20 protein-coding genes are annotated in these 22,900 nt (G+C 62.9%); 11 read left to right on the top strand and 9 right to left on the bottom strand.

Annotation, left to right across the window (positions count from 1 at the left end):
• Window positions 1-3: 3 nt before the first annotated feature.
• On the bottom strand, window positions 4-882 hold the full coding sequence (locus tag CLAM6_RS07695) for a helix-turn-helix domain-containing protein (RefSeq protein ID WP_153635642.1): 879 nt from the start codon (window positions 880-882) through the stop codon (window positions 4-6).
• A 156-nt stretch (window positions 883-1,038) separates the two neighbouring features.
• Between CLAM6_RS07695 and CLAM6_RS07700 the strand changes: the two genes are divergently transcribed.
• Both CLAM6_RS07700 and CLAM6_RS07705 read left to right on the top strand, forming a co-directional pair.
• On the top strand, window positions 1,039-2,283 hold the full coding sequence (locus CLAM6_RS07700; protein WP_153635643.1) for an MFS transporter: 1,245 nt from the start codon (window positions 1,039-1,041) through the stop codon (window positions 2,281-2,283).
• Between the two features lie 191 nt (window positions 2,284-2,474).
• Window positions 2,475-4,385, top strand: a complete 1,911-nt coding sequence (locus CLAM6_RS07705) for a bifunctional 2',3'-cyclic-nucleotide 2'-phosphodiesterase/3'-nucleotidase (protein ID WP_197738733.1) — start codon at window positions 2,475-2,477, stop codon at window positions 4,383-4,385.
• Window positions 4,386-4,550: 165 nt separating this feature from the next.
• On the opposite strand, the gene CLAM6_RS07710 is transcribed toward CLAM6_RS07705, so the two are convergent.
• A complete protein-coding gene (locus tag CLAM6_RS07710; protein WP_043332791.1) occupies window positions 4,551-4,856 on the bottom strand; it encodes a hypothetical protein in 306 nt (101 codons plus the stop codon).
• 177 nt (window positions 4,857-5,033) lie between these two features.
• On the opposite strand from CLAM6_RS07710, the gene CLAM6_RS07715 reads away from it, so the two are divergent.
• On the top strand, window positions 5,034-5,876 hold the full coding sequence (locus CLAM6_RS07715) for an alpha/beta fold hydrolase (RefSeq protein ID WP_225996418.1): 843 nt from the start codon (window positions 5,034-5,036) through the stop codon (window positions 5,874-5,876).
• 127 nt (window positions 5,877-6,003) lie between these two features.
• Here the strand turns inward: CLAM6_RS07715 and CLAM6_RS07720 are convergent, their stop codons facing one another.
• Window positions 6,004-6,702 (bottom strand): GNAT family N-acetyltransferase, encoded by a 699-nt coding sequence (locus tag CLAM6_RS07720; protein ID WP_153635645.1) that lies wholly within the window; start codon window positions 6,700-6,702, stop codon window positions 6,004-6,006.
• A 339-nt stretch (window positions 6,703-7,041) separates the two neighbouring features.
• Between CLAM6_RS07720 and CLAM6_RS07725 the strand changes: the two genes are divergently transcribed.
• Genes CLAM6_RS07725 through CLAM6_RS07740 form a run of 4 tightly spaced genes read left to right on the top strand, consistent with a single transcriptional unit; the run spans window position 7,042 to window position 12,015 of the window.
• Window positions 7,042-8,664 (top strand): ABC transporter substrate-binding protein, encoded by a 1,623-nt coding sequence (locus tag CLAM6_RS07725; RefSeq protein WP_064503250.1) that lies wholly within the window; start codon window positions 7,042-7,044, stop codon window positions 8,662-8,664.
• The gene (locus CLAM6_RS07730; RefSeq protein ID WP_054556011.1) at window positions 8,661-9,587 is read left to right on the top strand and encodes an ABC transporter permease; all 927 of its coding nucleotides are present in this window, start codon (window positions 8,661-8,663) and stop codon (window positions 9,585-9,587) included. The genes CLAM6_RS07725 and CLAM6_RS07730 overlap by 4 nt, the downstream gene beginning before the upstream one ends.
• Entirely contained in the window at window positions 9,584-10,501 is a 918-nt protein-coding gene (locus CLAM6_RS07735) for an ABC transporter permease (protein WP_197738734.1), read from the top strand. Before CLAM6_RS07730 ends, CLAM6_RS07735 begins: the two co-directional genes overlap by 4 nt.
• Window positions 10,498-12,015, top strand: a complete 1,518-nt coding sequence (locus CLAM6_RS07740) for an ABC transporter ATP-binding protein (protein ID WP_242007776.1) — start codon at window positions 10,498-10,500, stop codon at window positions 12,013-12,015. Before CLAM6_RS07735 ends, CLAM6_RS07740 begins: the two co-directional genes overlap by 4 nt.
• Window positions 12,016-12,231: 216 nt before the next feature.
• Here CLAM6_RS07740 and CLAM6_RS07745 read toward each other — a convergent pair whose 3' ends face one another.
• Window positions 12,232-12,771: a TspO/MBR family protein gene (locus CLAM6_RS07745; RefSeq protein WP_240548752.1), complete on the bottom strand. Its 540-nt coding sequence runs from the start codon at window positions 12,769-12,771 to the stop codon at window positions 12,232-12,234.
• 181 nt (window positions 12,772-12,952) lie between these two features.
• Window positions 12,953-13,846 (bottom strand): threonine/homoserine exporter RhtA, encoded by an 894-nt coding sequence (rhtA, locus tag CLAM6_RS07750; protein WP_153635646.1) that lies wholly within the window; start codon window positions 13,844-13,846, stop codon window positions 12,953-12,955.
• Window positions 13,847-13,993: 147 nt separating this feature from the next.
• Here rhtA and CLAM6_RS07755 point away from each other — a divergent pair, with 147 nt between their 5' ends.
• From CLAM6_RS07755 to CLAM6_RS07765, 3 genes are all read left to right on the top strand, one after another.
• Window positions 13,994-14,566 (top strand): helix-turn-helix domain-containing protein, encoded by a 573-nt coding sequence (locus CLAM6_RS07755; protein WP_153635647.1) that lies wholly within the window; start codon window positions 13,994-13,996, stop codon window positions 14,564-14,566.
• 639 nt (window positions 14,567-15,205) lie between these two features.
• Entirely contained in the window at window positions 15,206-16,669 is a 1,464-nt protein-coding gene (locus tag CLAM6_RS07760; protein WP_153635648.1) for a Na+/H+ antiporter NhaC family protein, read from the top strand.
• 257 nt (window positions 16,670-16,926) lie between these two features.
• Window positions 16,927-17,964: a hypothetical protein gene (locus CLAM6_RS07765; protein ID WP_153635649.1), complete on the top strand. Its 1,038-nt coding sequence runs from the start codon at window positions 16,927-16,929 to the stop codon at window positions 17,962-17,964.
• Between the two features lie 307 nt (window positions 17,965-18,271).
• On the opposite strand, the gene CLAM6_RS07770 is transcribed toward CLAM6_RS07765, so the two are convergent.
• From CLAM6_RS07770 to CLAM6_RS07780, 3 genes are all read right to left on the bottom strand, one after another.
• The gene (locus CLAM6_RS07770; protein ID WP_054556016.1) at window positions 18,272-18,787 is read right to left on the bottom strand and encodes a DUF3455 domain-containing protein; all 516 of its coding nucleotides are present in this window, start codon (window positions 18,785-18,787) and stop codon (window positions 18,272-18,274) included.
• A 292-nt stretch (window positions 18,788-19,079) separates the two neighbouring features.
• Complete coding sequence (locus CLAM6_RS07775) at window positions 19,080-19,619, bottom strand: redoxin domain-containing protein (RefSeq protein WP_153635650.1); 540 nt, start codon at window positions 19,617-19,619, stop codon at window positions 19,080-19,082.
• A gap of 237 nt (window positions 19,620-19,856) precedes the next feature.
• Window positions 19,857-20,426 carry a manganese efflux pump MntP gene (locus CLAM6_RS07780; protein WP_153635651.1) on the bottom strand — a complete coding sequence of 190 codons (570 nt, stop codon included), beginning with the start codon at window positions 20,424-20,426 and terminating at the stop codon, window positions 19,857-19,859.
• 384 nt (window positions 20,427-20,810) lie between these two features.
• Here CLAM6_RS07780 and yghU point away from each other — a divergent pair, with 384 nt between their 5' ends.
• The gene (yghU, locus tag CLAM6_RS07785) at window positions 20,811-21,674 is read left to right on the top strand and encodes a glutathione-dependent disulfide-bond oxidoreductase (RefSeq protein WP_153635652.1); all 864 of its coding nucleotides are present in this window, start codon (window positions 20,811-20,813) and stop codon (window positions 21,672-21,674) included.
• Between the two features lie 172 nt (window positions 21,675-21,846).
• Here yghU and CLAM6_RS07790 read toward each other — a convergent pair whose 3' ends face one another.
• Window positions 21,847-22,881: an alcohol dehydrogenase family protein gene (locus tag CLAM6_RS07790; RefSeq protein WP_242007777.1), complete on the bottom strand. Its 1,035-nt coding sequence runs from the start codon at window positions 22,879-22,881 to the stop codon at window positions 21,847-21,849.
• Window positions 22,882-22,900: the final 19 nt, after the last annotated feature.

Here is a 22,900-nt window from a genome sequence, read left to right on the forward strand (position 1 = left end):
CCGTCACGCGCCGCCCATGCCACTGCCCGAGCGGCGTTGCTCGCGTTCCTGCAGGTAGCGGGCGGGCGTGGTGCCGAGCAGCTTCTTGAACATGCTGATGAAGGCGTTGACGGACTGATAGCCGACGTCTTCCGAGACGCGCTGCACGCTCATGCCTTCGGCCAGCAGGCGAATCGCCACCACCAGGTGCAGTTGCTGACGCCAGCGGCTGAAGCTCAGGCCGGTGTCACGCTGGATAAGCCGGGCGAGGGTGCGTTCGCTCATCGCCAGTTCGCCTGCCCACTCGGCCAGGGTGCGTCGGTCGTCCGGGGTCTTGATCAGGGCATCGCTGATGCGGGTCAGCCGCGGGTCTTCGGGCAAGGGCAGGTGCAGACGTTCGCTGGGCATGCAGGCCAGCTCTTCCAGCAGCACACCGACCAGCCGCGCGGTCGGCCCCTGTTCAGGATACGGCTGGGGCAGCTCCGCCAGGCGCAACACCAGCTCACGCAGCAGGGGCGAGATCGACAGCGTGCAGCTGTGGCTTGGCATCTCGAGCGCACCGGGCTCGATGAACAGGTGGCAGACGCGGCCGCCACGGGTCAGGTGGTTGCTGTGGGGCAGGTTGCCGGGAATCCAGACCCCGCTGTGCGGCGGCACCATCCACAGACCTTCCGGTACGCGACTGGTCACCACGCCATGCAGGGCGATCACCAGCTGTCCCTTGCGATGCTGGTGGATCGGCACCTCCATCACCTGCTGGCCGGTCTCGACATGCAGTGCGCTGGCCGGAATCTCGTAGATGTCCGGGTCGTGCTCGCAGACGCTGCTGGAGAAGGGCACCTGATCGGGGCCACGGGTGCTGACCCCGGGCGATGACGGTAGGACGGGTGTGGTCACTGACATGGCGGCTCGCAGATTGTCTGATTTCAGTGATCTGATGTCATGATGGCTCAATTCTGCAGTGGGCGAGGGGATTAAGCTAGCCTCACTCTGTGCGCGGACTCATCTCTTGGGTGTCGTCCCGCCATTACCCCATTTCACGATCGCTGCGAGCGCCTCATGACTGAACTCTGCCACTCGTCTCCTGTCCGGAGACTGAGCCATCCGGCCGTATTGATCGCCGGTATCCTGTTGATCGCCATGAACCTGCGTGCGCCCTTCACCAGTATCGCGCCACTGCTGGAGCGCCTGCAGGCGGCGCTGGGCTTCAATGCCACGGCGGCTGGCCTGTTGATGATCCTGCCGCTGCTGGCCTTCGTCGTCGTCTCGCCCTGGGTGCCGCGCCTCGCCAGAGGTCTCGGGCTTGAACGCAGTCTCTTCCTCGCCTTGGTGACGATCGCCGCGGGCATCGTGCTGCGGGTGCAGGGCAGCATGCTGGCGCTCTATCTGGGTATCGGCCTGATCGGGGCGGGCATCGCCGTGGGCAATGTGCTGCTGCCCAGTCTGGTCAAACGCAGCTTTGCGCAGCATGTCGCGCTGCTGACCTCCTGCTATGTGCTGACCATGGGCATCATGGCCGCCATCGCCTCGGCGCTGATGGTGCCGTTGGCCCAGGGCAGCAGCGCTGGCTGGCAGTACGCGATGCTCATAGTGGTCGTTTTGCCATTGGTGACGATGGGGGTGTGGTGGCCGCAGTTGTCACGTCGCTCCCTGCCGGCGGCGGCGAAGGAAGCCGAGAAGGGTGCCGAGAAGGGTGCCGCGCGTCCGGTGCGTCAGGCAGCCGTGTGGCACTCGCCACTGGCCTGGCAGGTGACGCTCTTCATGGGCATCAATTCGCTGCTGTTCTATACCGTCAACAGCTGGCTGCCGAGCATACTGGCGGACAATGGCTTCTCGGCCGAGAAGGCGGGCTCGCTGCATGGCCTGCTCCAGCTGGCCTCCGCATTGCCGGGATTGATTCTGGTGCCCCTGATGCCGCGCCTGAAGGATCAACGCCTGATCGCCTTCGCGACGCCCTGCATGTCGCTGGCGGGATTCATCGGGCTATGGCTGATGCCAAAGTGGGCACTGGTGTGGGTGCTGTTGCTGGGCGCGGGCTCCGGGGCCAGCTTCATTCTCGCCTTGTCGTTCATGGGGCTGCGGGCGCGCGATGCCATGCAGTCGGCGTCGCTGTCGAGCATGGCGCAGACGCTGGGCTATCTGCTCGCGGCCATGGGGCCGCCGCTGATCGGCGCGCTCTACGATATGCAGGGCAATTGGCAGCTGGCACTGATGGTCTGCGCCGTCCTCAGTGTGCTGATGGCGGGTGTCGGCTGGCTGGCGGGCAGGGACCGCCAGTTGCCTGAGGCGTCGGCATCTGAATAATGGAGCGCTGCCCCCAAGGGGCACTGGCACATCCCCCCATGACAAGGAAGTGAGAGATGGCGAATGCTTCATCGGCTAGCGAAGATCAACGGGCGTCTGACGCGCCAGGTGTTGCGCAGCACCCCGGACGTCGGCGCAAGCCGCCTTTGCGGGCAGCCATCCTTGGCCTGGCCAGTCTCGGAGGTATCTTCATGATCGCTCAGCCAGCCAATGCCGCGACGCTGTCACTGCGCGTGATCGAGACCACCGACATCCACGCCAACGTGATGGATTACGACTATTACAAGGACCGTCCCAGCGTGCGCATCGGTCTGGTCCGCGCGGCGAGTCTGATCAAGCAGGCGCGTGCCGAGGTGGCCAACAGCGTGCTGCTGGACAATGGCGACCTCATCCAGGGCAGCCCGATGGGCGATTACATGGCGGCGGAGGGTCTCGAGGAGGGCGATGTCTTCCCGGCCTACAAGGTCATGAATCAATTGGATTACGATGTCGGCAATATCGGCAATCATGAATTCAATTACGGGCTCGAGTATCTCGAACGGGCGCTGTCCGGCGCGCAGTTCCCCTATGTGAACGCCAACCTGCTGGACGCCACGACAGGCGAGCCGTACTTCACGCCCTACCAGATCACCCCCCATGCCTTCACCGACAGTGAGGGCAACGCTCAGACATTGAAGATCGGCTATATCGGCTTCGCGCCGCCGCAGGTGATGACCTGGGACCGCAAGCACCTCCAGGGCCGCCTGACGGCCGAGGACATCACCGAGAGCGCCAGGCGCTGGGTACCCGAGATGCGCCGGGCGGGCGCGGATGTGGTGATCGCCATCCCGCACTCCGGCATCTCGACCGACCCTTATCGGGTGATGGCCGAGAATTCGGTGTATTACCTCTCGCAGGTCGAGGGCATCGATGGCATTGCCTTCGGGCATGCCCATGCCGTCTTCCCCAGCGAGGAATTCGCCGAGGTACCGGGGGCCGATATCGCCAGGGGCACCCTGAATGGCGTGCCGGCGATGATGCCGGGGCATTGGGGCAGCCATGTGGGCGTGATGGATCTCGAACTGAGCAATGCCTCGGGCCAGTGGCGGGTCGTGAGCGGTCAGACAGAAGCCCGCCCGATTCAGGTGGGCGGCGAGGCACAGGTGGCGGAAGATGCCGAACTGGCGGCGCTGATCGATCATGAGCACGACGCCACGCGCGAGTACGTCAATCGCAGCATCGGCCGCGCCAGTGCGGCGATGAAGAGCTATCTGGCGCTGGTGCAGGACGACCCGACGATCCAGGTCGTCAATCGCGCCCAGGCCGATTACGTCAAACGCTTCGTCGAAGGCGACCCGGACCTGGAAGGCTTGCCGATTCTCTCGGCAGCCGCGCCGTTCAAGGTCGGCGGCCGTCACAATGATCCGACCCAGTTCACCGAGATGGAGGCGGGCGAGCTGAGCTTCCGCAATGCCGCCGATCTCTATCTCTATCCGAATACGCTGGTGGCGCTCAAGGTCACCGGCAGGGAAGTGCGGGAATGGCTCGAGTGCAGCGCCGGCCAGTTCCATCGCATTGATCCGGATCTCGCCACGCCCCAGCCCTTGATCAACTGGGAAGGTTTCCGCAGCTACAACTTCGACGTGATCGATGGCGTCGACTATCAGGTGGATGTCACGCAGCCGGCGCGTTACGACGGCAATTGCGCGCTGATCGACGCCGATGCCCACCGTATTCAGGGACTCGCCTACCAGGGCGAGCCGGTCAAGGACGACGAGGTCTTCCTGCTCGCGACCAACAACTATCGCGCCTACGGCGAGGACTTCCCCGGCACCGGAGAGTCGCATATCGCTTTCGCGTCACCGGATGAAAATCGCAGCATTCTGGCCCAGTACATCTCGCGCCAGACACAGCAGCAGGGCGCGGTGGACCCCGCGGCGGATCACAACTGGCGGCTGGCCGCGATCGACACCGATACCCCGCTGGACATTCGCTTCACCACCGCCCCCGGCGAGGATGCGCAGCAGTTCATTGATGCCCAGGCGGTCTACCCGATGACGTTGGTGGATCAGGACGAGATGGGCTTTGCCCGTTATCGCGTCGGGCTGGACCGGATGGAATAGCCAAGGCAGCACATTGTCGAGCACGTCGTTCCTGGCCTGGATTCAGGTGGGAAAAAACGCCAGTCAGCAATTGCTGACTGGCGTTTTTTTGTCACTTGGCGCTACCCGCTATCTGTTTCATTATTCGCTTTTGCCTCAGGTTCTTTTGCGCAGTCCCATTGCGGGTCAGCGCCAGGGCGCGTGCAAGGCGATGCTCAGCAGCACGCGTTTGCCGCGCTCGATGCGGCTGACGCTGTGTTCGTGAAGGTCGGGGCGAAACAGCACCACGCGGTCCGCGAGGCGAAAGAGGCTGCCATCGGTCTCGAAGACACCGCCCCGGCGGGGCTTCTTGAGCACGATATTGAGCTTGTAGTAGCTGCCGCTGCCCATCGGGTCGTTGTGGCGCATCACGCTGTGGCCTTCGGGGTAGGTCACCAGGTTGATGGTCAGGCGACGAAGATCGAGCAGACTGCGGTTGATGACACGGGCCATGGGCGTTTCCCTTGAATTTGATGGGGCCATTAAAGCGTATTTTGAGCAATCAATCAAAATCGTGCTTGAGTGATCGCTCAGGAATCCGTAAGGTGGTCCCACGTTCACGGCATCACCGCGATATAGCACTGTTTCGCCAGGCCGTGATTGAGTATTCATCAAGCGAAGAGGTCAGCAATGAGCCACGACAACGTGACAATGGAAGCCCTGGAAACCCGTTATGCGATGATCGAAGGTCACCGCATTGCCTACAAGGAAATGGGTGAAGGTCAGCCGCTGTTGTTGATTCACGGTATTCCGACCAACAAGCTGATGTGGCGTGATGTGATGCCGGAATTGGCCAGGCATTATCGTGTCATCGCACCGGACATGCTCAACTATGGCGAGTCGGACATGCCGGTGGATGCTGACGTTTCCATCAATGCCCAGACACGCATCTTCATCAAGCTGATGGATTCACTGGGTGTGGCGAGTGCGGATGTCGTCTCGCATGATATCGGCGGAGGTATCGGTCAGCTGATGGCCGTCAATCATCCCGAGCGTGTTCGCCGTCAAGTACTGATCGACAGCGTATGCTTCGATTCCTGGCCGATTCCGGAGTTCAAGCAGCTGCTGGAGCCGGGCGTCGAGGAAGCGACCAGCGTCGAGGAATTCATCAGCACCATGCGCGGCTTCATGCCCAGTGGTGTGCATGATCCGGCCGTCGCGACCGAAGAGATGGTCGAGCGCTATGTGTCCCAGTGGAACAGCGAGCAAGGCAAGGCGGCTTTCTTCCGCAACATGCGTCGTCTCAACAAGGAATACACCCAGGCCATCGCCGGTGAGCTCAAGAATATCGAGATCAAGACTCTGGTGCTGTGGGGCGACAAGGACAACTTCCAAAAGCCGGATTACGCCCCGATGCTGGCAGATGCCATTCCGGGTGCCGAGCTGATCTGGGTGAAGGATGCCGGTCACTGGGTGACGGATGAAAAGCCGCAGGATACCGTGCGCTATATCCTGGACTTCCTCGCCCGCTGAGGAGGAGCCCATCAGCCATCAGCGCAGTAAAATCTCACCCCTGATGGTGAATGAGCCCTGAACGACAATGCCCGGTCCTATGACCGGGCATTGTCGTATCTGGCGGAAATCGCGCACGGGAAATCGCCTAATGATGCGCGATGTTCCGCGCGGCCGGAGGGGACTGTCGCTTGCGCTTGGCGGTGATCGTCAAGGCCTCTTCCTCGGTAAGGTCATCGATGATCGTGTCGAGAGAGGCATTGCCTACCGGGGGCAGGGGCGCGTGATCACTCCGCGGGGCAAGCGTCGGCGCTGTCTGGAAGGCGAGGGGTCTTTCCAGTGCCATGATGCTGCCACTGCGCGTCGGGGTGCACTGCTCATTGACCAGGGTGAAGCCGTGGCGCTGGTAGAGCGCCAATGCCGGGCTGTTGGAGAAGACTCTCAGGCGCAGCGCGCGCGGGCAGGGCTGAGCGCCCGGGGAGAGCTCGGAGGCGCGGTCTTTCATCAGCGACTGGCCGTACTCCTGTTGCGTTGCCAGCTGGATCAACCAGTTCAGGCAGGCGGAGCCGACGCCACGGCCTTGCCAATGTGGCACCAGTTGCAGGTCGCGCAGATACAGGATGTCCGGCAGGGCCTTGAGGCTGATGAAGCCGACCCATTCGCCATTGATACGTATCGCGTAGTTCTCGTTGTCCTGCCAGCGCTCGCTGAACAACTCCTCGTCCCAGCTCATGCCATGCCGTTTGTAGGTCGCGAGCATGTTGCCGCAGCACAGTCGCCGAGCCGCGGCGCTCAGATAGCTGCTGCAAGCCGAATCGCTGATAGGGGTAATGCTGAGATCATCCATGATCCTGTCGCTTATTGTTGAGGGTAGGGGCACAGATGCGCGGACTGATGACCATTCGTCCAGAATAGCGGACCAGTCGGTTAGCGCATACTAATGTAGTTTGCCATCTATCATCGGATGTTGGGTTGCCGCTGACAAGTGAATGCCTGTCCAGTGCTTGTCCTGCACCTTTCAAGCGCCCCTCAAGTGCCCCTCAAGTGCCCGTCCAGCTTTGCCCAGTCGTAGAAGGTGAGTCGAGAGTTGCCAAAACGTAATAGTTACACTATAACATTGCGTTTTTGTTCGTCGGCGCCGGTTGCGCGTCGGCATCCATGCTCTTGCTCGGGACTCGCGATATCGATGGTCAAATTGCTCTCAAGGCTTCGGTGGCAATACCGAACCTTCCTTCACGATCGCAGGCAGCTGGCCGTCGCCAGCGTCGCGCTGAGCCTGGCCGTGGTGCAGCCCAGCCATGCGCAAGATGCCTCAGCGGCGCAAGCGTCGGCGGCTGACACACGACGTCTGGAGATTGTCGCGCCCTTCGACATTAAGGGGGCGGACCCGCTGCTCAGCGGCATTCTTTTCCAGCGCATGCAGATCGTCGAGACACTGGTCGAGGTGGATGCCACGGGAGAGCTGCAGCCGGGATTGGCGACCGATTGGGAGGTCTCGGATGACGGCCTGGAGTGGCGCTTCACGCTCCGCTCCGGCGTACAGTTCCATGATGGCAGCCAGCTGGATGCCGAGGTGGCGCGTCAGGTGCTCGAGATCGCAAGTGCCAAGCCGGGTCTGTTGAAGTCGGTGCCGGTCGAGCGGATCGTCGCCGAAGATGCCCAGACGCTGGTGATTGCCCTCAGCGAGCCCTTCGCCGCATTGCCCGCCTATCTGGCCGATTATCGCCAGCAGATACTCGCGCCGGCAGCCTTCGATGAGACGGGCACCGCCCAGCAGGTCATCGGCACCGGCCCCTATCGCATGCTGCGCATGACGCCGCCCTTGAGCCTGGAAGTCACCGCCTTCGAGGACTACTGGGGCCCGCAGCCCGAGGTGCGCCAGGCGCGCTATCAGGCGGTGAGCCGCGCCGAGGGCAGGGCATTGATCGCCGAGAGCGGAGATGCCGACTTCACCTATGGGCTGGACCCCGCCAGTCGCCAGCGTCTCTCCCAGTCGCCGCGTGTGACTCTGGCAGCGGCCGCGACGCCGCGCACGATGCTGTTGAAGGTCAACGCCAATCATCCGGCCTTTCAGGACCCCGCTGTACGGCGTGCATTGAGTCTGGCGATCGATCGCACCGCCATCGCTCAGGTCGTGCTGCGCTATCCGCGTGGCGCCAGCCAGCTGTTCCCGCCGATGGTGGAAGGCTGGCATGACCCCGCACTGCCCGAGCTGCATCAGGACGTCGCCGAGGCGCGTGCACTGCTGGACGCCGCAGGTTGGACCGTCGGCGAGGAGGGTATCCGCCACAAGGATGGCCAGCGCCTCGCGATCAGCCTGATCACCTTCTCGGACCGTCCGGAGCTGCCGCTGGTCGCCACGGTGCTGGAGCGCCAGTTCCACGCCATCGGCATCCAGACACGTCTGGATATCACCAACTTCTCGGCGATTCCGGCCGGCCATCATGACGGCAGCCTCGACATGGCGCTGTTCGCGCGCAATCTGGCCATGGTGCCGGACCCCATCGGCAACGTGCTGAGCGATTACGCGGGAACCCCCGAGGCCCCTGGTGGCGACTGGGGCGCGATGGGCTGGTTCGATGCGGACTTCACCGCCGAGCTTGAGCGCATGGCACGCGAGGGCTATGGGCCCACACCGGCAGGGCAGGACCCGCGCGCCCAGGCCAGCGGCGTGATCCAGCGGGCGCTGCCCGTGATCCCCATCGCCTGGTACTACCAGAACCTGGCGATCTCCAATCGACTGCAAAGCGCTCAGGTAGATCCCTGGGAGCGTAGTTTCGGCCTTTCAGAATTGCGGTGGGCACAATGAATCTCCCTTCACGTCTGTTGCAGCTATTGATGGTGGTGCTGATGGTCGGCGGCGCCAGCTATCTGATGATGCAGAGTCTGCCCGGCGATGCCGCCTGGCGTATCGCGGCCGGCCGCTATGGCTATGATGCGCTGGATGCGGCCGCTGCGGCCTCGGTACGCGCCGAACTGGGCCTCGAGGCACAGGGCGGCTTGCACTTCCTTTACTGGCTGGGCGATATCCTGCGCCTGGAGCTTGGCACCTCGCTGATTTCCGGTGAATCGGTGTGGGTGGAGATTCGTCATCAGCTGGGCAACTCCCTGTCGCTCGCCGGCGCGGCGCTGGGCATCTCGCTGCTGATCGGCCCGCCGCTGGGGCTGCTGGCCGGTCTGCGTGCCGGTGGCTGGCTGGACCGTAGCCTGCTGGCCGTCTGCAGTCTGCTGCGTGCCACGCCGCAGTTCCTGCTGGCGCTGGTGCTGATCCTGCTGATCTCGGTGGAGATGGGCCTGCTGCCGGCCGCCGGTCACGGTGAGCCGCAGCACTTCATTCTGCCGGCGATGACGCTGGCGCTCGGGCTGGCAGCGGTATCGGCACGCCTGGCACGTGATGCCATGGCCGCCGTCACCCAGACGGCCTTTCATGATTTCGCGCGCTGGAAGGGCCTCAGCAACGCCCAGACCTTCTGGCGTCACGGCCTGCGCCATGTGGCCTTGCCGCTGGTGACCTATCTGGGACTGCAGTTCGTGACCCTGGTGGAGGGTGTGGTGGTGATCGAGAGCATCTTCGGCTGGCCGGGCATCGGCCATGCGCTGGTGCACGCCATCTTCTCGCGCGATGTGCCGATGGTGCAGGGCACCGCCCTGGTGCTGGGCGTCGGCTTTGTCTTGATCAATCTGCTGGTCGATCTGCTGGGTCGCCAACTGGACCCACGGGGTGTGAAATGAATCAGGTGGTGGAAGGGCTTGCGCCGCAGCGCGTGGAAGCCGTGCGTCGTCCACGTCTTGACTGGCCGTTGCGCCGGGTGATCGGGGCCGCGATGGTCGCCAGTCTGGTGCTGCTGGCCTTGCTGGGCAATCTGGTGATACCGGGAGACCCGCTGGAGCAGCATCTCTATCGTGCACTGCAGGGCGCGGATGCCGTCGGTGTCTCTGACGCCGGCGAGGTGATCACCAGCGCCCCGCTGGGCTATGACCACCTTGGGCGCTCCCTTTATCACCGCCTGGTGGCGGCGCTCGGGCTGTCGCTTTCCATTGCCGCGGGGGCGGTGATTCTGGCGGCTTTTTCGGGCATTTCGCTGGGCCTGCTGGCCGCGGGACGCGGTGGTTGGGCCGAGCGCCTGTTGAGCCTGGTGGCAGACAGCCTGCTGGCATTGCCGGGGCTGCTGCTGGTGCTGATGGTCAGCGTCATCCTGCCGTCGACGCCGCTGGCATTGTGGTTGGGTCTGTCGCTGGTGCTGTGGGTGGAATTCTTCCGCCTGGCTCGCGCCACCGGTCGCAGCGTGCTGGCGAGTCCCGGTGTGGAGGCCAGCCGTCTGCTGGGCTTCGGGGCCTGGTACCGGTTTCGTCATCACCTGTGGCCGGAAATGGCACCCGTGATGATGACGGCGATGGCCTTCGGCATGGCCAACGCCCTGATGGCGATTGCCGCGCTGGGCTTCGTGCATGTCGGCATTCCGGAGCCCACGCCGGAGCTGGGCACCATGATGGTCGAGCTGTTGCCGTACTGGCGTGAAGCGCCATTCGCGCTGCTGACGCCGGTGCTGGTTACCTTCCTGCTGTTGCTGGGGCTGTTGCTGATGTCCGGCAGCAAGGCCAGAACGTCAACCGCCGCGGACACCCTCGAAGGAGCGCGCCCATGAATGTCGCGACAATGACCACGCCAGCCTCTCACACGCGGGATGGGGCAACGGCGGATGATGTGGTGCTAAGTGCCGAGGATGTGAGCGTGCGGGTCCAGGGCGCGCAGACGGCGCTGCTGGAGCCTGTCTCGCTTGCGCTCAAGGCGGGAGAGCCGCTGGTGGTGATCGGTGAGACGGGGTCCGGCAAGAGTCTGCTGGCTCAGGCACTGCTGGGCACGCTGCCCCCGGAGCTTGTGGCCTCCGGCAGCCTGTGGCTCGACGGCGAGCCATATCCTCTGCATACGCCAGAGAATCGTCGCCCGCTCTGGGGTCGCCGCCTGGCGGTATTGCCCCAGGAGCCCTGGCTGGCGCTGGACCCGTTGATGAAGGTGATTCGTCAGGTCGGTGAGGCATATCGACTGGTCGCGGGGCGTTCGGCACAGGCCTCCCACGCGGCCGCGCGCAGTGATCTGGAGCAGTTGGGTGTCGCCGCGGCCAGCGAGCAGCTGCCGGGCAAGCTGTCCGGTGGCATGGCGCAACGTGTGGCCTTTGCGGCCGCCCGCGCCGGCGGCGCACCGCTGTTGATCGCCGACGAGCCGACCAAGGGGCTGGACGCCGCCCGCGTCAGCGAGATCGGCGAGCTGCTGCTCAAGTCATTGGCCGAGACACCGCGTGCTGGTTTGATGGTCATCACCCATGACATGGCGCTGGCGCACCAGATCGGTGGCCGGCTGATGGTGGTACGCAGGGGGCAGGTGATCGAGCAGGGCGCTACGCGTGACGTGCTGGCCGCGCCGACACATGCCTATACCCGACGCCTGGTGAATGCCGCGCCGCAGGCCTGGCCGGAGGCCGCCTTCAAGCCGGCAGCCGACAGTGCAAGCCGTGATGGCAAGGCGGCAGGCGAGACCATCATCCGCGCCGAGAATCTGACCATCGCGCGCGGGGACACCACATTGCTGCGTGACGTGGAACTCAGCGTGAAGGGCGGTGAGATCATCGGCGTCCAGGGCGCTTCAGGCTGTGGCAAGTCATCGCTGGGCGATGCACTGCTCGGCCTGTTGCCACCGCATTCAGGACGCGTGGTCCAGCATGCCGAACGCCTGGAATATCAGAAGCTCTACCAGGACCCCGTGGCGACCTTCCCGCCACGCCGGACACTGGGGCGGCTGTTGAAGGATCTCAGCGCACGCCATGGTCTCGACGACAGCCAGCTGCCGCAGCTGATGGAGCAACTGAGCCTGGCGCCGGAATTGCTCTCGCGTCTGCCGGGACAGGTCTCGGGTGGCGAGCTGCAGCGTTTCGCGCTGTTGCGTCTGATGCTGATCAAGCCGCGCTTCGTGTTCGCCGATGAGCCGACCTCACGCCTCGACCCGCTGGTCCAGCAGGAGGTGATCGCCTGCATGGTGAAGATGGTGCGCGAGCAGGGCACGGCGCTGGTGCTGGTCAGTCATGATGCGGCACTGCTGCGCAAGGTCGCGGATCGCGTGCTGGTAGTAGAGGAAGGTCGCTTGAAGGCGCGTCAGGAGATCTGATCGCTCACCTGCCCGCACGGCGGCACCAGAGGACCGCAAGGCATCATCGCAACAGCAAGAATTGCACTAGAAAGACGACGCTTGATACGCCAACGCCCGGCCGAGACTCTGCAGGAGTCTCGGCCGGGCGTTGGCGTTTGGTATCTGCGGGGGATGTTCTGGCGTCGGGGCCCGAGTGCTGGCCGCTCATCTGCCGTCAGGACGGTCGCTTAGGGTTCAGCCGCCCAGCAGGGCCGGATTGGCTTGCCAGACGGACCAGGTCAGCGCACTGGCCAGCGTCACCCACGCCAGATAGGGCAGCATCAACAGCCCGGCCAGGCGACTGATACGCCAGAAGGCGATCAGGGTGACGGCGATCAGCGTCCACAGCACCAGCACGTCGATGAACGCCGCCTGACCGAGATGCCAGGCGAAGAACAGCCAGCTCCACAGGCCGTTGACGACCAGCTGCACCACGAACAGCCCGAGCGCCAGACGATGGCGCCAACGGAAGCCATTGCTGGCATGCAAGCCATCGCGCGCGACACGCCAGGCGGCGAGCGCCATCATCACGAACAGCGCCGTCCACACCGGCCCGAAGGCCCCCGCCGGCGGGGCCCAGGCCGGTTGGGTAAGGCTTGCATAGAAGGTCTTCGCGTCAACCGAGGCCAGCGCGCCGATGGCGGCAGTGAGGAAGCTCAACCCGAACCACACCACCATCTGGGCGGTGGAGCGTGCAGCGGAGGGTGAGGAAGACGCGGAACGTGGCGATGTCATCTGGCGGTCTCCTGTCTCGAAAAGCGTGATAGAGAAAGACACGATATCCCACGCTGCGTCTTGGTTCACCGTCCCGTTCTTCCTGAAAGGTGTACATGAACGGTTTAGCTGAGAGGTACGTCTGCACGGTTCAGCTGAACGGAACATCTGAACGGCTCAGCTGCGGGCGGCAGCGCCATCCTCAATCCGGCACCGGTCCATCGAAGACTTCCTTGCTGCGACCGGTCAGCGTCGTGCCCACCGAGGCGGCGATGACCAGACCGATGGCGAGCCACTGGAAGATGCCCAGCGTCTGACCGAGGAACAGCAGGCCGGAGAGCGCCCCGATGGCGGGTTCCAGACTCATCAGGGTGCCGAAGGTGTGGGTCGGCAGGCGCGGCAAGGCCACCATCTCGAGGGTGTAGGGCAGCGCGGTCGAGAGCACCGCGACGGCCAGTGCCAACGGCAGGATATCGACCGAAAACATGGCGCTGCCGGCCTCCATCAGGCCGACGGGCGCGACGACCACCGCCGCGATCGTGATGCCCAGCGCCGCGCTCTGGGTGCCATTGCCTGCGCCGGCCTTCTGGCCGAACAGGATATACAGCGCCCAGCAGAGGCCAGCGCCGAGGGCGAAGGCGGCACCGACGGGGTCGATCGGCGCGGCGGTGTCCTCACCCAGCAACAGCAGCAGTACCAGCCCGGTGATCGCCAGTGCCACCCAGCCAAGGTCGATCCAGCGGCGCGAGCTCAGCAGCGCCACGGCCAGCGGGCCGGTGAATTCCAGTGCCACGGCGATGCCCAGCGGTACCGTCTTGAGGGCCTGGTAGAACAGCAGGTTCATCACGCCCAGCGCCACGCCGTAGATGGTGATGGACTTCCAGGCCTTGCGCGTCACCGGCTTGCGCCACGGGCGCAGAATGGCCAGCAGCAGAATCGAGGCGATGATCAGACGAATCGCCGTCGCGCCCGCCGCGCCGATCATCGGGAACAGGGAAGTGGCCAGCGAAGCACCGCTCTGGATCGAGCACATGGCAACCAGCAGCATGGCGACGGGCCACAGACGAGAAGAGGAGGCGGCGACGGCAATGGACATTGAAGTCTCCTTGAGCGATCCAGTGGATGACGGGCATGGTCAGTCAAGAACACATGCGGCATGATTCAGGGACATTGAGGTAGCAAGGGAAGGGAGCTTGAGGCCAGTGGGATGCCGGCTTCCCTCATCGTCAGCGGGATTGTACGGATGCGCACTATATTGCACAACAGTAAAGATCGACCCGATGTTCTGGTCCATGTCGCGGCCAATGTTCGCCGTCTGCGTCTGGCCGCCGAGCTGAGCCAGCAGGCACTCGCGGATCAGGCCGAGATCAGCCGCCGCATGCTGGTGAACATCGAGAAGGGCGACGTCAATGTCAGCCTCGGCACGCTCGACAAGCTCGCCGAGGCACTTGGGGTGCTCTTCTACGCGCTGGTGCAGCCCCCGGAAAGCGAAGACTCGGCACGCATCAATGAGGTGGCGTGGGTCGGGCAGGCGCCCGAAAGTCGCGCGGTGCTGCTGGCCAGCAAGCCGGCGACCCAGGAAGTCGAGTTATGGGACTGGACCCTCGCCCCCGGCGAGCACTATGACTCCGCGCCCGATGATGCCGGTTGGCATGAGATGCTGGTGGTCACGCAAGGCGAGCTGACCCTTACGCTGGAACGTGAGGAAATCGTCATTCACGCCGGGGATTTCCATGTCTATCCCAGTGATCAGGCCTACCGCTACCAAAACACGGGCACCGGGATGCTGCGCTTCATCCGCAACGTGCTGCACTGATCACCCGGCATGAAGTGAACTGCCATGTGTCCGGGCTCCTGCGCTGACTCTTCGATTCATGAAGATGGTGCAGGGGGTCGGTGTAGAGGATCGGTGCAAAAGATCAATGCGTGCCCCTTTATCGCGCATCTGCCGATCACAAGCTGCGCTCCCGCGCGGCGCTGGCGTCAGTCCTGCCTTCACCCACGATCATCATTCCGGCGTTTCACTTGTCCGCATGCGCCCCTGCAAGCCTTTGCAGGGGCGAGTGTTGAACCGCGTTCTGCCTCAAGGCCCCAGCTCAGCGAGCTTTCGCAGCTGATACCTCTCGCCAGGATGGTCTCTCTCCAAGACTTTCTCCCGCCAATATTGTCTCTCACCAATACTGCCTTGCGGCAACGCTGATTGATGCGGCAGCACCCTGACAGATCACTGGCTTGTTAGCGCTTTAGTATGTGAAATTCCTGATTTTCTAATGTTTGGCAGAGAGATTGCTTGGTCATGTGAAAAAGTAATCGCTTGCCACTGATTTTGGCATTGGTCGTCACGCAAGTGGCTCGCATAGCCTGTGGCTGTCTGGCTGGGGCCTGGGCCGTCATGTGCAGGCCCGCCAGGCAAGGATGACTCCAATAACAAGACTCGCGTGTGAGGGACAGGAATATGCAGCAACAGGACACGAAGGAACTGGTGTTTCGGGGTGGTGTGGTGGGCGCCCTGGTGCCGCTGATGGTGCTGGTGGCGGGGCTGATCTACCTCTCGGTATTCGAGCGTGCAGGCACCCAGCCTTTCTGGGCCTGCGCCTGGCTGGCGATGGGGGTCGGGCTCTTTCTGTGTCGTGACCGCTCGGCCTACTGCGAGAGCCTGCTGCGTGGCATGGGCAACCACACCGCGACCGCCATCATTGCCCTATGGCTGCTCGCCGGGGTCTTCGGCAAGCTGATGATGGCTGGTGGGCTCATCGATGGCCTGCAATGGATTGGTGCCTCGATGGGCGCCACCGGAGGTGTCTTCGTGGTGCTCGCCTTCGCCATCTGCATGGTGTTCTCGCTGGGTACGGGTACCAGCGTGGGCACTGTCATCGGCCTTGGCCCCGTGCTGTATCCGGCTGGGGTGATGCTGGGCGCGGACCCGACGATGTTGGCGGTGGCGCTGCTCTCGGGCGCTGCCTTCGGTGACAATCTGTCGCCAGTCTCGGATACCACCATCGTGTCGTCCTTCACCCAGGGGGCGCAGGTCGCGGATGTCATTCGCACGCGTCTGCCGCTGGCACTGTCCGCGGCGGCCATCTGCGTGGTGATCTTCCTGGTGGCCGGTGGTAGCGAGACGGCGCTGACCGAGGTGCCTGCGCTGGCATCAGGCAATGCGCTCGGCCTGGTCATGCTGTTGCCTCTGGCCGTGGTGGTCGGCTTGGCCCTCAAGCGTCGCCATATCATCGAAGCGATGTTCTTCGGCAATCTGGTCGCCATGCTCTGCGCTCTCGTGATCGGCGCCATCAGTCTGGACGATATCTTTGCGCTGCCGGCACAGCGCGGTGAAAGCACCGGCTTGATCGAGAATGGCATCGCCTCGGTGACCGGCGCCGTGCTGTTCGCCCTGATGGTGCTGGCGCTGACACAGGTGATTCTGGATGCCGGCCTGATGCGTCGTCTGCTCGACAAGGCCAATGACAGCTTGATCACGTCGCGTACGGGGGCCGAGACAGGCATCGTGGCGGTGACGGTCGCGGCGTCCATCCCGCTGTCCGCCAATGCGCCGGCACTGTTGCTGGTCGGCCCCGGGCTGGTGCGCAAGCTGGCCGAGAAGTTCGGGATCGCGCCGGAGCGCAGTGCCAACCTGATGGACTGCGCCGTCTGCACGGTCTTCTTCCTGCTGCCCTGGCATATCGCGGTGGCCGTCTGGCAGCAGGTGATCGCTGCCAGTGCCGCCGAGGCGGGCGTCGCGGCGCCGAGTGCCATGGCGTCCTTCTTCACGCCTTACCCCTGGGCGATGCTGGTGGTGCTGGCCATCTCCATCACCTGGCGTGCGCGCAGCTCTCGCAAGCAGAGCACTCACACACAGCAGGCCGCAGCCGCTGGAGGTGGCAATCACGAGACGGTGCTGGCGGCGCCGGCCAGGGAAGTGTGAGCCGCACACCGCTAGCCTGTACGCAAGCCAGTGCCCTGACGTTTGAGGCTTGATGCACACAGCGCCCTGCGACACTCCTGACTGATGGAGTCTCGCGGGGCGTTGTGGTGTCTGGCAGACGCTTTTCTGCTTCTGTCTCAGTTTCTGGGTATGCCCCTGTCACTGGCCCAGCTATCGCAAGGCGGCGTGCATTGCCTCGAACTCAATCCCGCATGGCCTGTCCCAATATCATGACGTTTCATTTCAAGGAGCCATGCATGGCGAAGGTACGTATCACGCAACAGGGCACGATCCATTGTTTTCCGGCCGGCTTGAAGGATGAGGAGGGCAAGCTGGTGAACGCCGAGATTTCCGCCGTGGCCTATGACGGCGAGCGTCTGTTGATGGCGAGTGACAAGCCGATTCCGGGCGAGGGACGCTCGGCGGTCTTCTCCTTGCCTCTGGATTCGCAAGGGCCCGATGACAGTCAGCTCGAGTATCTGACCACGCCGTTGATCCGTCAGGCGGTCAAGTATGAAGACTTCGCGCTGACCACCGATGGCCGTCACATGTTGGCAACCACCGGGTTTGATCGTATCGACAGCGAGAGCCATGCCCTGAATGCCTACAACCACCTGTTGATCTGGCCGCTGGGTGAGCCGGGCAAGGTGCAGGTGGTCGACCCGGACCCGCGTGACGGGGTCGAGGGCTCACTGGAATTTCGTCAGAAGTTGGAGGCGGCCATTGGCCAGCCGTACTACAAGATCGAAGGTCTGGCGGTCGTTCCGAGTGACAAGGGTGATGGGCTGATCCTGTTCGGGGTGCGCGAACAAGGCAACTCGCATGATGACTTCGCGTACGTGCGACGCGTCATCGGGGCGCGCTATGCCATGACCGACAGCGACAATATCGAGTTCATCGAGGACCTTCACGACGTCTATGCGTTTGATCCCGCCGAGTATGAGGGCGTGAATCACGAGTGTGGTCTTTCGAGCCTGGAATATGACCCCTATCACGCACGCCTCTATCTGGTAACCAGCTTCGAGACCGAGCAGGGCAGTGAAGAGGTGATCGGGGGCTATCTGTGGGTGCTGTCGCTGGCCGACTTCCATGCAGGCAAATCCCCGACGCTGGTGACGCATGAGGATGGTCGCGTGCTGGAGTTCGAGCACAAGGCGGAGGGGCTTGCGGTACTGGATCGCGAACGGCTGTTCGTGGTCTATGACAATGATCGCAACCATGAGCTGGGTAGCGTGGATGAACGCGATGAGCGCCACTCCTGTGAAGCGCCCTATACAATGCTGGCGCTGGTCTGACGGCAGCTCGCTGGATTAGAGATCGGTTCACAGGCCGGGGAAACAAACTCACGGCTTTTGCACCGAAATGGGGGGCTGACTGTCTTCGTGATGGCCTCCCTGATCTTCTCTGTTAGCACTTCTGTTATCGCCTGCGCGTTGCTGGTTGAGCTCCACGCTGAATCATTATTTCCCCGCCGGGATTGATGACGACAAAGCCCCGACATGCCTGTGCATGCCGGGGCTTTTCATGATCTCACCTTCCCTGTGTCAATGCGCTTTGTTACACGACATCGAGTGGTGAATCCATTCTATTCAAGGCTTGAGATTACATGGCCTTGTAGAACAGATAATCGGCCTGGTACATCACGATTTCGACCTTGTCCTTGTGAGCTTCATCGCAGGCCATGTCAGGTGCGGCACCGCCCTGGGTATTGAGGCGCTGAACATAGGTGACGCCTTGCATATGCCCTTCACCTTCGGCCGGATTGGCCTCGACCAGCTGCAGCGGAATATTGCCCTTGCCGTTGGGCTCAACCGCCAGCTGTGTGCCGGTGATCTTGGAGCCATCCATGGACTCCCAGGTGGCGGGCGGACCATAGTATTTGCCGACCTGCTTGCCATCGGCATCATTCAGAGCGGCATCCGGACCCTTGAAGACCCAGCCCATGGTGCCATCGTCCTTGGCTTCGCAGGCCCATTTGATCTTGCCGACACCGACGGTTTCCATGGCGACTTCATTGCCTTTTGGCACCGTGACGCTCTCGGGAACCTCCATGGCTTGAGCCAGCGGGCTCAATGCGAGGGCAGCGAAAATACCAGAGATACAGGCGATTGTTTTCATCTTGACGACTCCGTAGACAGATAAGGTTCAGCTAGCGGTTGCAGGTGTGTCGTTGTCTCCCTTGCACTGTTCATAACGCTGGCCTTTCTCGTCTGGATGTCACGGGATCAGATTTTTTTCGTGGTTTTTTCGTGGCCTGTTTTCAGCGCCTATCAGCGGCGTCATGAAAAGAGGCCAGAAGCGCAAAGCGGGCAAGGTGAAAGCCAGGTGGCAAGCAACAGGCCCAGACACACAGACGCCCCGCAGCACGAGGCTGCGGGGCGTCTGTGTGACGGCGTGAACCCTGAAGGATTCAGTCGTAATCGCGGGTGCCGCGAATCGGGTAGTCGTTATCCGGCTTGCGGATGAACTCGATGCCACCTATGAGGGTATCCAGATCAGGGCGCACGAAGGGCGCGTTGGCGATCTCCTGAATCTGGATCTTGCCTTCGCCATTGACGATGAAGAAGGCAGGCTCCGGGAAGTCGTGATCGGTTTCCTTTTCGCTGCGCGGCGTCGAGATGAACAGTCCCAGCGATTGCATCTGTTCGAGGGTCAGCCCATACGCGAGCGGGAAGTTGACCTCCAGCGACTCGCGATGCTGCGTGAGCTGCTGCTCATCATCGGCAGACACGGCGACCAGATCGATGCCCTGGGCGCTGAAGCGCTCGCGATCGCTCTCCAGCTTGTTGAGAAACTTGGTGCAGATCGGGCAATGCTTGCCGCGATAGACCACGACCAGCTGCCAGTCATGTTCGCCCTGGGGCTTGCCGAGGGTCAGTGCCTCACCGTCGCTGCGTTTGACCTGGATGGCCGGGAATTCACTGCCTGGATGAAGCTTGCGTGTATACATGCAATCTGGCTCCCTTTGGAAGATCACGGCGTTGACTTTCATGTCACAGCTGATCAGGCGGCGGATATCACGTGTCTGGATATCAAGCGCCTTGAATGACCAGCGACAGGATACGCCATGCGTCCCCCTTGAATGACGCCATTGTCAGGGTTTTCAAGGGCCCCTTGGCGCAACACGAGGGTGCGTTCATCGCCAGGGGCCGCCACGGGGCCGTTCGGGGCGCTTTTCAGCAGAGGATCAACCCAGGTAGCCGGTGTGATCCAGCAGGATGGTCGTGCCGATGCCGATCAGCACCAGGCCACCGATGATTTCCGCGCGCTTGCCGACCATCTTGCCCAGCACACCGCCCAGCATCACGCCGGTGGTGGCCATCACGAAGGTGGCGGTGCCGATCGCCAGCGCAGTGGTGACGATGTTCACGCCCGCAAAGGCAAGCCCGGCACCCACGGCCATGGCATCGATACTGGTGGAAAGGCCGGTCAACATCAGGCGGGGCAACGACTGCGGCGTGGTGCAGTCCTCGTCTTCCTCGTCCTTGGAAAGCCCCTCATGAATCATGTGCAGACCGAGCAGCAGCAGCAGGGCGAAGGCGATCCAGTGGTCCCACTGTTCGACGTAGACGGCCAGTGAGCGACCGATCAGCCAGCCGATCATGGGCGTGATGGCTTCGATGACCCCGAAGATGAGGCCGATACGCAGGGCGTCTTTCAGAGAGGGACGACGTATGGCGGCTCCCTTGCACAAGGCGGCAGCAAAGGCGTCGCAGGACATGGAGAAGGCGAGCAGAAATGTCGGTAGCAGAGGCATGAGTCAGGATGTTCCAGGCCGGTTGCGAGTCAATAACAGAAAGACACCACCGGCCGGAAGCGTCTGACTGTCATTGGTCTCGCCGAACCTCGTCCTGACTGATCACGGGCATGATCGGATAGGCGGGTCCTCGGTGCCACGGCAATGCCTGCCGACTATGTTGACATCCGAGACTCTCGTTGGGTGACGAGAGCGGGCTACTCCCCAAAAACTGGTGGCATACTAGCAACAAAATCTTGTCATTTCATCCCCTTGTGTCACGAGCGCTTGACCTTCATAACTTGTCTACCGAGTCAGAGCGGCACCAAGCCGACGTGTCTGACGTCACCGAAGTCTTGAAACTTCAGTCTTGAAGCTTCAACAGGATGCCAAGGAGTCAAGGGTATGAGCGACAGTTATCAGCCACCCAAGGTCTGGACATGGGAAAGCGAGAGTGGCGGCAAGTTCGCCAGTACCAATCGGCCGATCGCGGGCCCGACGCATGACAAGGAGCTGCCGGTCGGTGAGCATCCCTTCCAGCTTTACTCCATGGCGACACCCAACGGCGTGAAGGCCACCATCATGTTCGAGGAGCTGCTGGCGCTCGGGCATAGCGGCGCCGAATACGATGCCTGGCCGATCCGTATCGGCGAGGGCGATCAGTTCGGCAGTGATTTCGTCGCGATCAATCCCAATTCCAAGATTCCCGCGCTGATGGACAGAAGCGGCGAGACGCCGATTCGCGTGTTCGAATCCGGCTCCATCCTGCTGCATCTGGCCGAGAAGTTCGGCGCCTTGATCCCCAAAGACCCCGCCAAGCGTGTCGAAGTCATGAACTGGCTGTTCTGGCAGATGGGCTCTGCGCCGTACCTGGGCGGTGGTTTTGGCCACTTCTATGCTTACGCCCCGGAAAAGCTCGAGTACCCGATCAACCGCTTCGCGATGGAGACCAAGCGTCAACTGGACGTGCTGGATCGTCAGCTGGCCGACAATGCCTACATCGCCGGTGACGAATACAGCATCGCGGATATCGCCATCTACGCCTGGTATGGCGCACTTGTCGAAGGCAAGCTCTATGACGCTGCCGAGTTCCTCTCCGTGCAGGACTACACGCACGTGCAGCGCTGGGCCAAGTCGATTGCCGAACGCCCGGCGGTCAAGCGGGGTCGCATGGTCAATCGTTTCTGGGGAGAGCCGCAGGAGCAGTTGATCGAGCGCCACTCGGCGAGTGACTTCGAAACCAACACCGAAGACAAGCGTAGCGACTGATTATCGCGACGTGATCGTTAGACAGAGATCGTCTGGCAGTGACCGTCGAGTAATGACCTTCAAGCAATGCCCGTCGAGTAATGACTGCCGAGCAATGAGCGTTCAGTCACAGGAAGGGCTACCCATCGGGTAGCCCTTTTGCGTTCTGGCCAGTCGTCCGAGCAGGGCGCTTTCAGTCCTGACGGACCTTGAGCACGACCTTGCCCACGTGACCTTTCTGCTGGAAGACCTCCTGGGCGGTGGCTATCTCGGCCAGCGCGAAGGTGTCAGCGACCAGCGGCTTGATGTTGCCTTGCTCGATATGGCGCACGAGATTGGGGAAGACCTCCGGTTCCAGCACCGTGCAGCCGAAGAAGCTCAAGTCCTTCAGGTACAGCGTGCGCAGGTCGAGTTCCACCATCTCGCCACCGATGGCACCCGCGACGGCGTAGCGCCCCTTGTAGCCCAGGATATCCAGCAGTTGCGGCCATTGCGGGCCGCCCACCAGATCGATGACCACCTCGACACTGTGGCCCTTGAGCGCCTCGTCGAGAGGCTGATCGCGCAGCACGATGTCATCGGCTCCGAGATCGCGCAGGGCATCGGCCTTGGCCGCGCTGGTGACGGCAATCACATGGGCACCACGGGCCTTGGCGAGCTGGACGGCCGCGGAGCCGACCCCACCGGAGGCGCCGGTGATCAACACGCGCTCGCCCTTGGCAAGCTGTGCGCGAGTCAGCATGTTCTCGGCGGTGGAGTAGGAGCAGGGGAAGGAGGCGAGTTCCACATCGCTGAGTGAGCTCTCGACGCGCAGGGCATGGCGCGCCGCTACCCGGGTGTATTCGGCAAAGCCGCCATCGCATTCGGCGCCGATATACCAGGCGGACTCCAGCGTCTGGCCGTCGTGCTCCCTCAGGCAGGGCTCGATCAGTACACGCTCGCCGAGGCGCGCCTGGCTGACGTCTGAGCCGACCGCGACGATCTCGCCGCAGATATCGGCCCCCTGGATGCGCGGGAAGTGGATCGGCTGCCCGGACCAGCTGGCATCCTCTGCCTCGCCATCGCCCTTGGAGTACCAGGCCAGCCGCGTGTTGAGGTCGGTATTGTTGACGCCAGCCGCGCCGACCCGCACCAGCACGTCACGCGGGCCGGGAGTCGGGCGAGGAATGTCGTCACGCACTTCCAGCACTTCCGGGCCGCCATGCCCGGTCAGGTAGACGCCGTGCATGCTGTCTTTGCTTGTGGCA

The organism is Cobetia sp. AM6, from assembly GCF_009617955.1.
In the GTDB taxonomy this organism is placed as follows: Bacteria; Pseudomonadota; Gammaproteobacteria; order Pseudomonadales; family Halomonadaceae; genus Cobetia; species Cobetia amphilecti.

What these genes read in the sequence shown, in the direction of transcription:
- rhtA (WP_153635646.1), bottom strand. Translation starts at nt 13,846, where the DNA reads ATGTCCATTGCCGTCGCCGCCTCCTCTTCTCGTCTGTGGCCCGTCGCC.
- CLAM6_RS07720 (WP_153635645.1), bottom strand. Translation starts at nt 6,702, where the DNA reads ATGGATGATCTCAGCATTACCCCTATCAGCGATTCGGCTTGCAGCAGC.
- CLAM6_RS07740 (WP_242007776.1), top strand. Translation starts at nt 10,498, where the DNA reads ATGAATGTCGCGACAATGACCACGCCAGCCTCTCACACGCGGGATGGG.
- CLAM6_RS07765 (WP_153635649.1), top strand. Translation starts at nt 16,927, where the DNA reads ATGGCGAAGGTACGTATCACGCAACAGGGCACGATCCATTGTTTTCCG.
- CLAM6_RS07770 (WP_054556016.1), bottom strand. Translation starts at nt 18,787, where the DNA reads ATGAAAACAATCGCCTGTATCTCTGGTATTTTCGCTGCCCTCGCATTG.
- CLAM6_RS07735 (WP_197738734.1), top strand. Translation starts at nt 9,584, where the DNA reads ATGAATCAGGTGGTGGAAGGGCTTGCGCCGCAGCGCGTGGAAGCCGTG.
- CLAM6_RS07755 (WP_153635647.1), top strand. Translation starts at nt 13,994, where the DNA reads ATGCGCACTATATTGCACAACAGTAAAGATCGACCCGATGTTCTGGTC.
- CLAM6_RS07730 (WP_054556011.1), top strand. Translation starts at nt 8,661, where the DNA reads ATGAATCTCCCTTCACGTCTGTTGCAGCTATTGATGGTGGTGCTGATG.
- CLAM6_RS07715 (WP_225996418.1), top strand. Translation starts at nt 5,034, where the DNA reads ATGAGCCACGACAACGTGACAATGGAAGCCCTGGAAACCCGTTATGCG.
- CLAM6_RS07790 (WP_242007777.1), bottom strand. Translation starts at nt 22,881, where the DNA reads ATGCACGGCGTCTACCTGACCGGGCATGGCGGCCCGGAAGTGCTGGAA.
- CLAM6_RS07780 (WP_153635651.1), bottom strand. Translation starts at nt 20,426, where the DNA reads ATGCCTCTGCTACCGACATTTCTGCTCGCCTTCTCCATGTCCTGCGAC.
- CLAM6_RS07705 (WP_197738733.1), top strand. Translation starts at nt 2,475, where the DNA reads ATGATCGCTCAGCCAGCCAATGCCGCGACGCTGTCACTGCGCGTGATC.
- CLAM6_RS07745 (WP_240548752.1), bottom strand. Translation starts at nt 12,771, where the DNA reads ATGACATCGCCACGTTCCGCGTCTTCCTCACCCTCCGCTGCACGCTCC.
- CLAM6_RS07695 (WP_153635642.1), bottom strand. Translation starts at nt 882, where the DNA reads ATGTCAGTGACCACACCCGTCCTACCGTCATCGCCCGGGGTCAGCACC.
- CLAM6_RS07700 (WP_153635643.1), top strand. Translation starts at nt 1,039, where the DNA reads ATGACTGAACTCTGCCACTCGTCTCCTGTCCGGAGACTGAGCCATCCG.
- CLAM6_RS07760 (WP_153635648.1), top strand. Translation starts at nt 15,206, where the DNA reads ATGCAGCAACAGGACACGAAGGAACTGGTGTTTCGGGGTGGTGTGGTG.
- CLAM6_RS07725 (WP_064503250.1), top strand. Translation starts at nt 7,042, where the DNA reads ATGGTCAAATTGCTCTCAAGGCTTCGGTGGCAATACCGAACCTTCCTT.
- CLAM6_RS07775 (WP_153635650.1), bottom strand. Translation starts at nt 19,619, where the DNA reads ATGTATACACGCAAGCTTCATCCAGGCAGTGAATTCCCGGCCATCCAG.
- yghU (WP_153635652.1), top strand. Translation starts at nt 20,811, where the DNA reads ATGAGCGACAGTTATCAGCCACCCAAGGTCTGGACATGGGAAAGCGAG.
- CLAM6_RS07710 (WP_043332791.1), bottom strand. Translation starts at nt 4,856, where the DNA reads ATGGCCCGTGTCATCAACCGCAGTCTGCTCGATCTTCGTCGCCTGACC.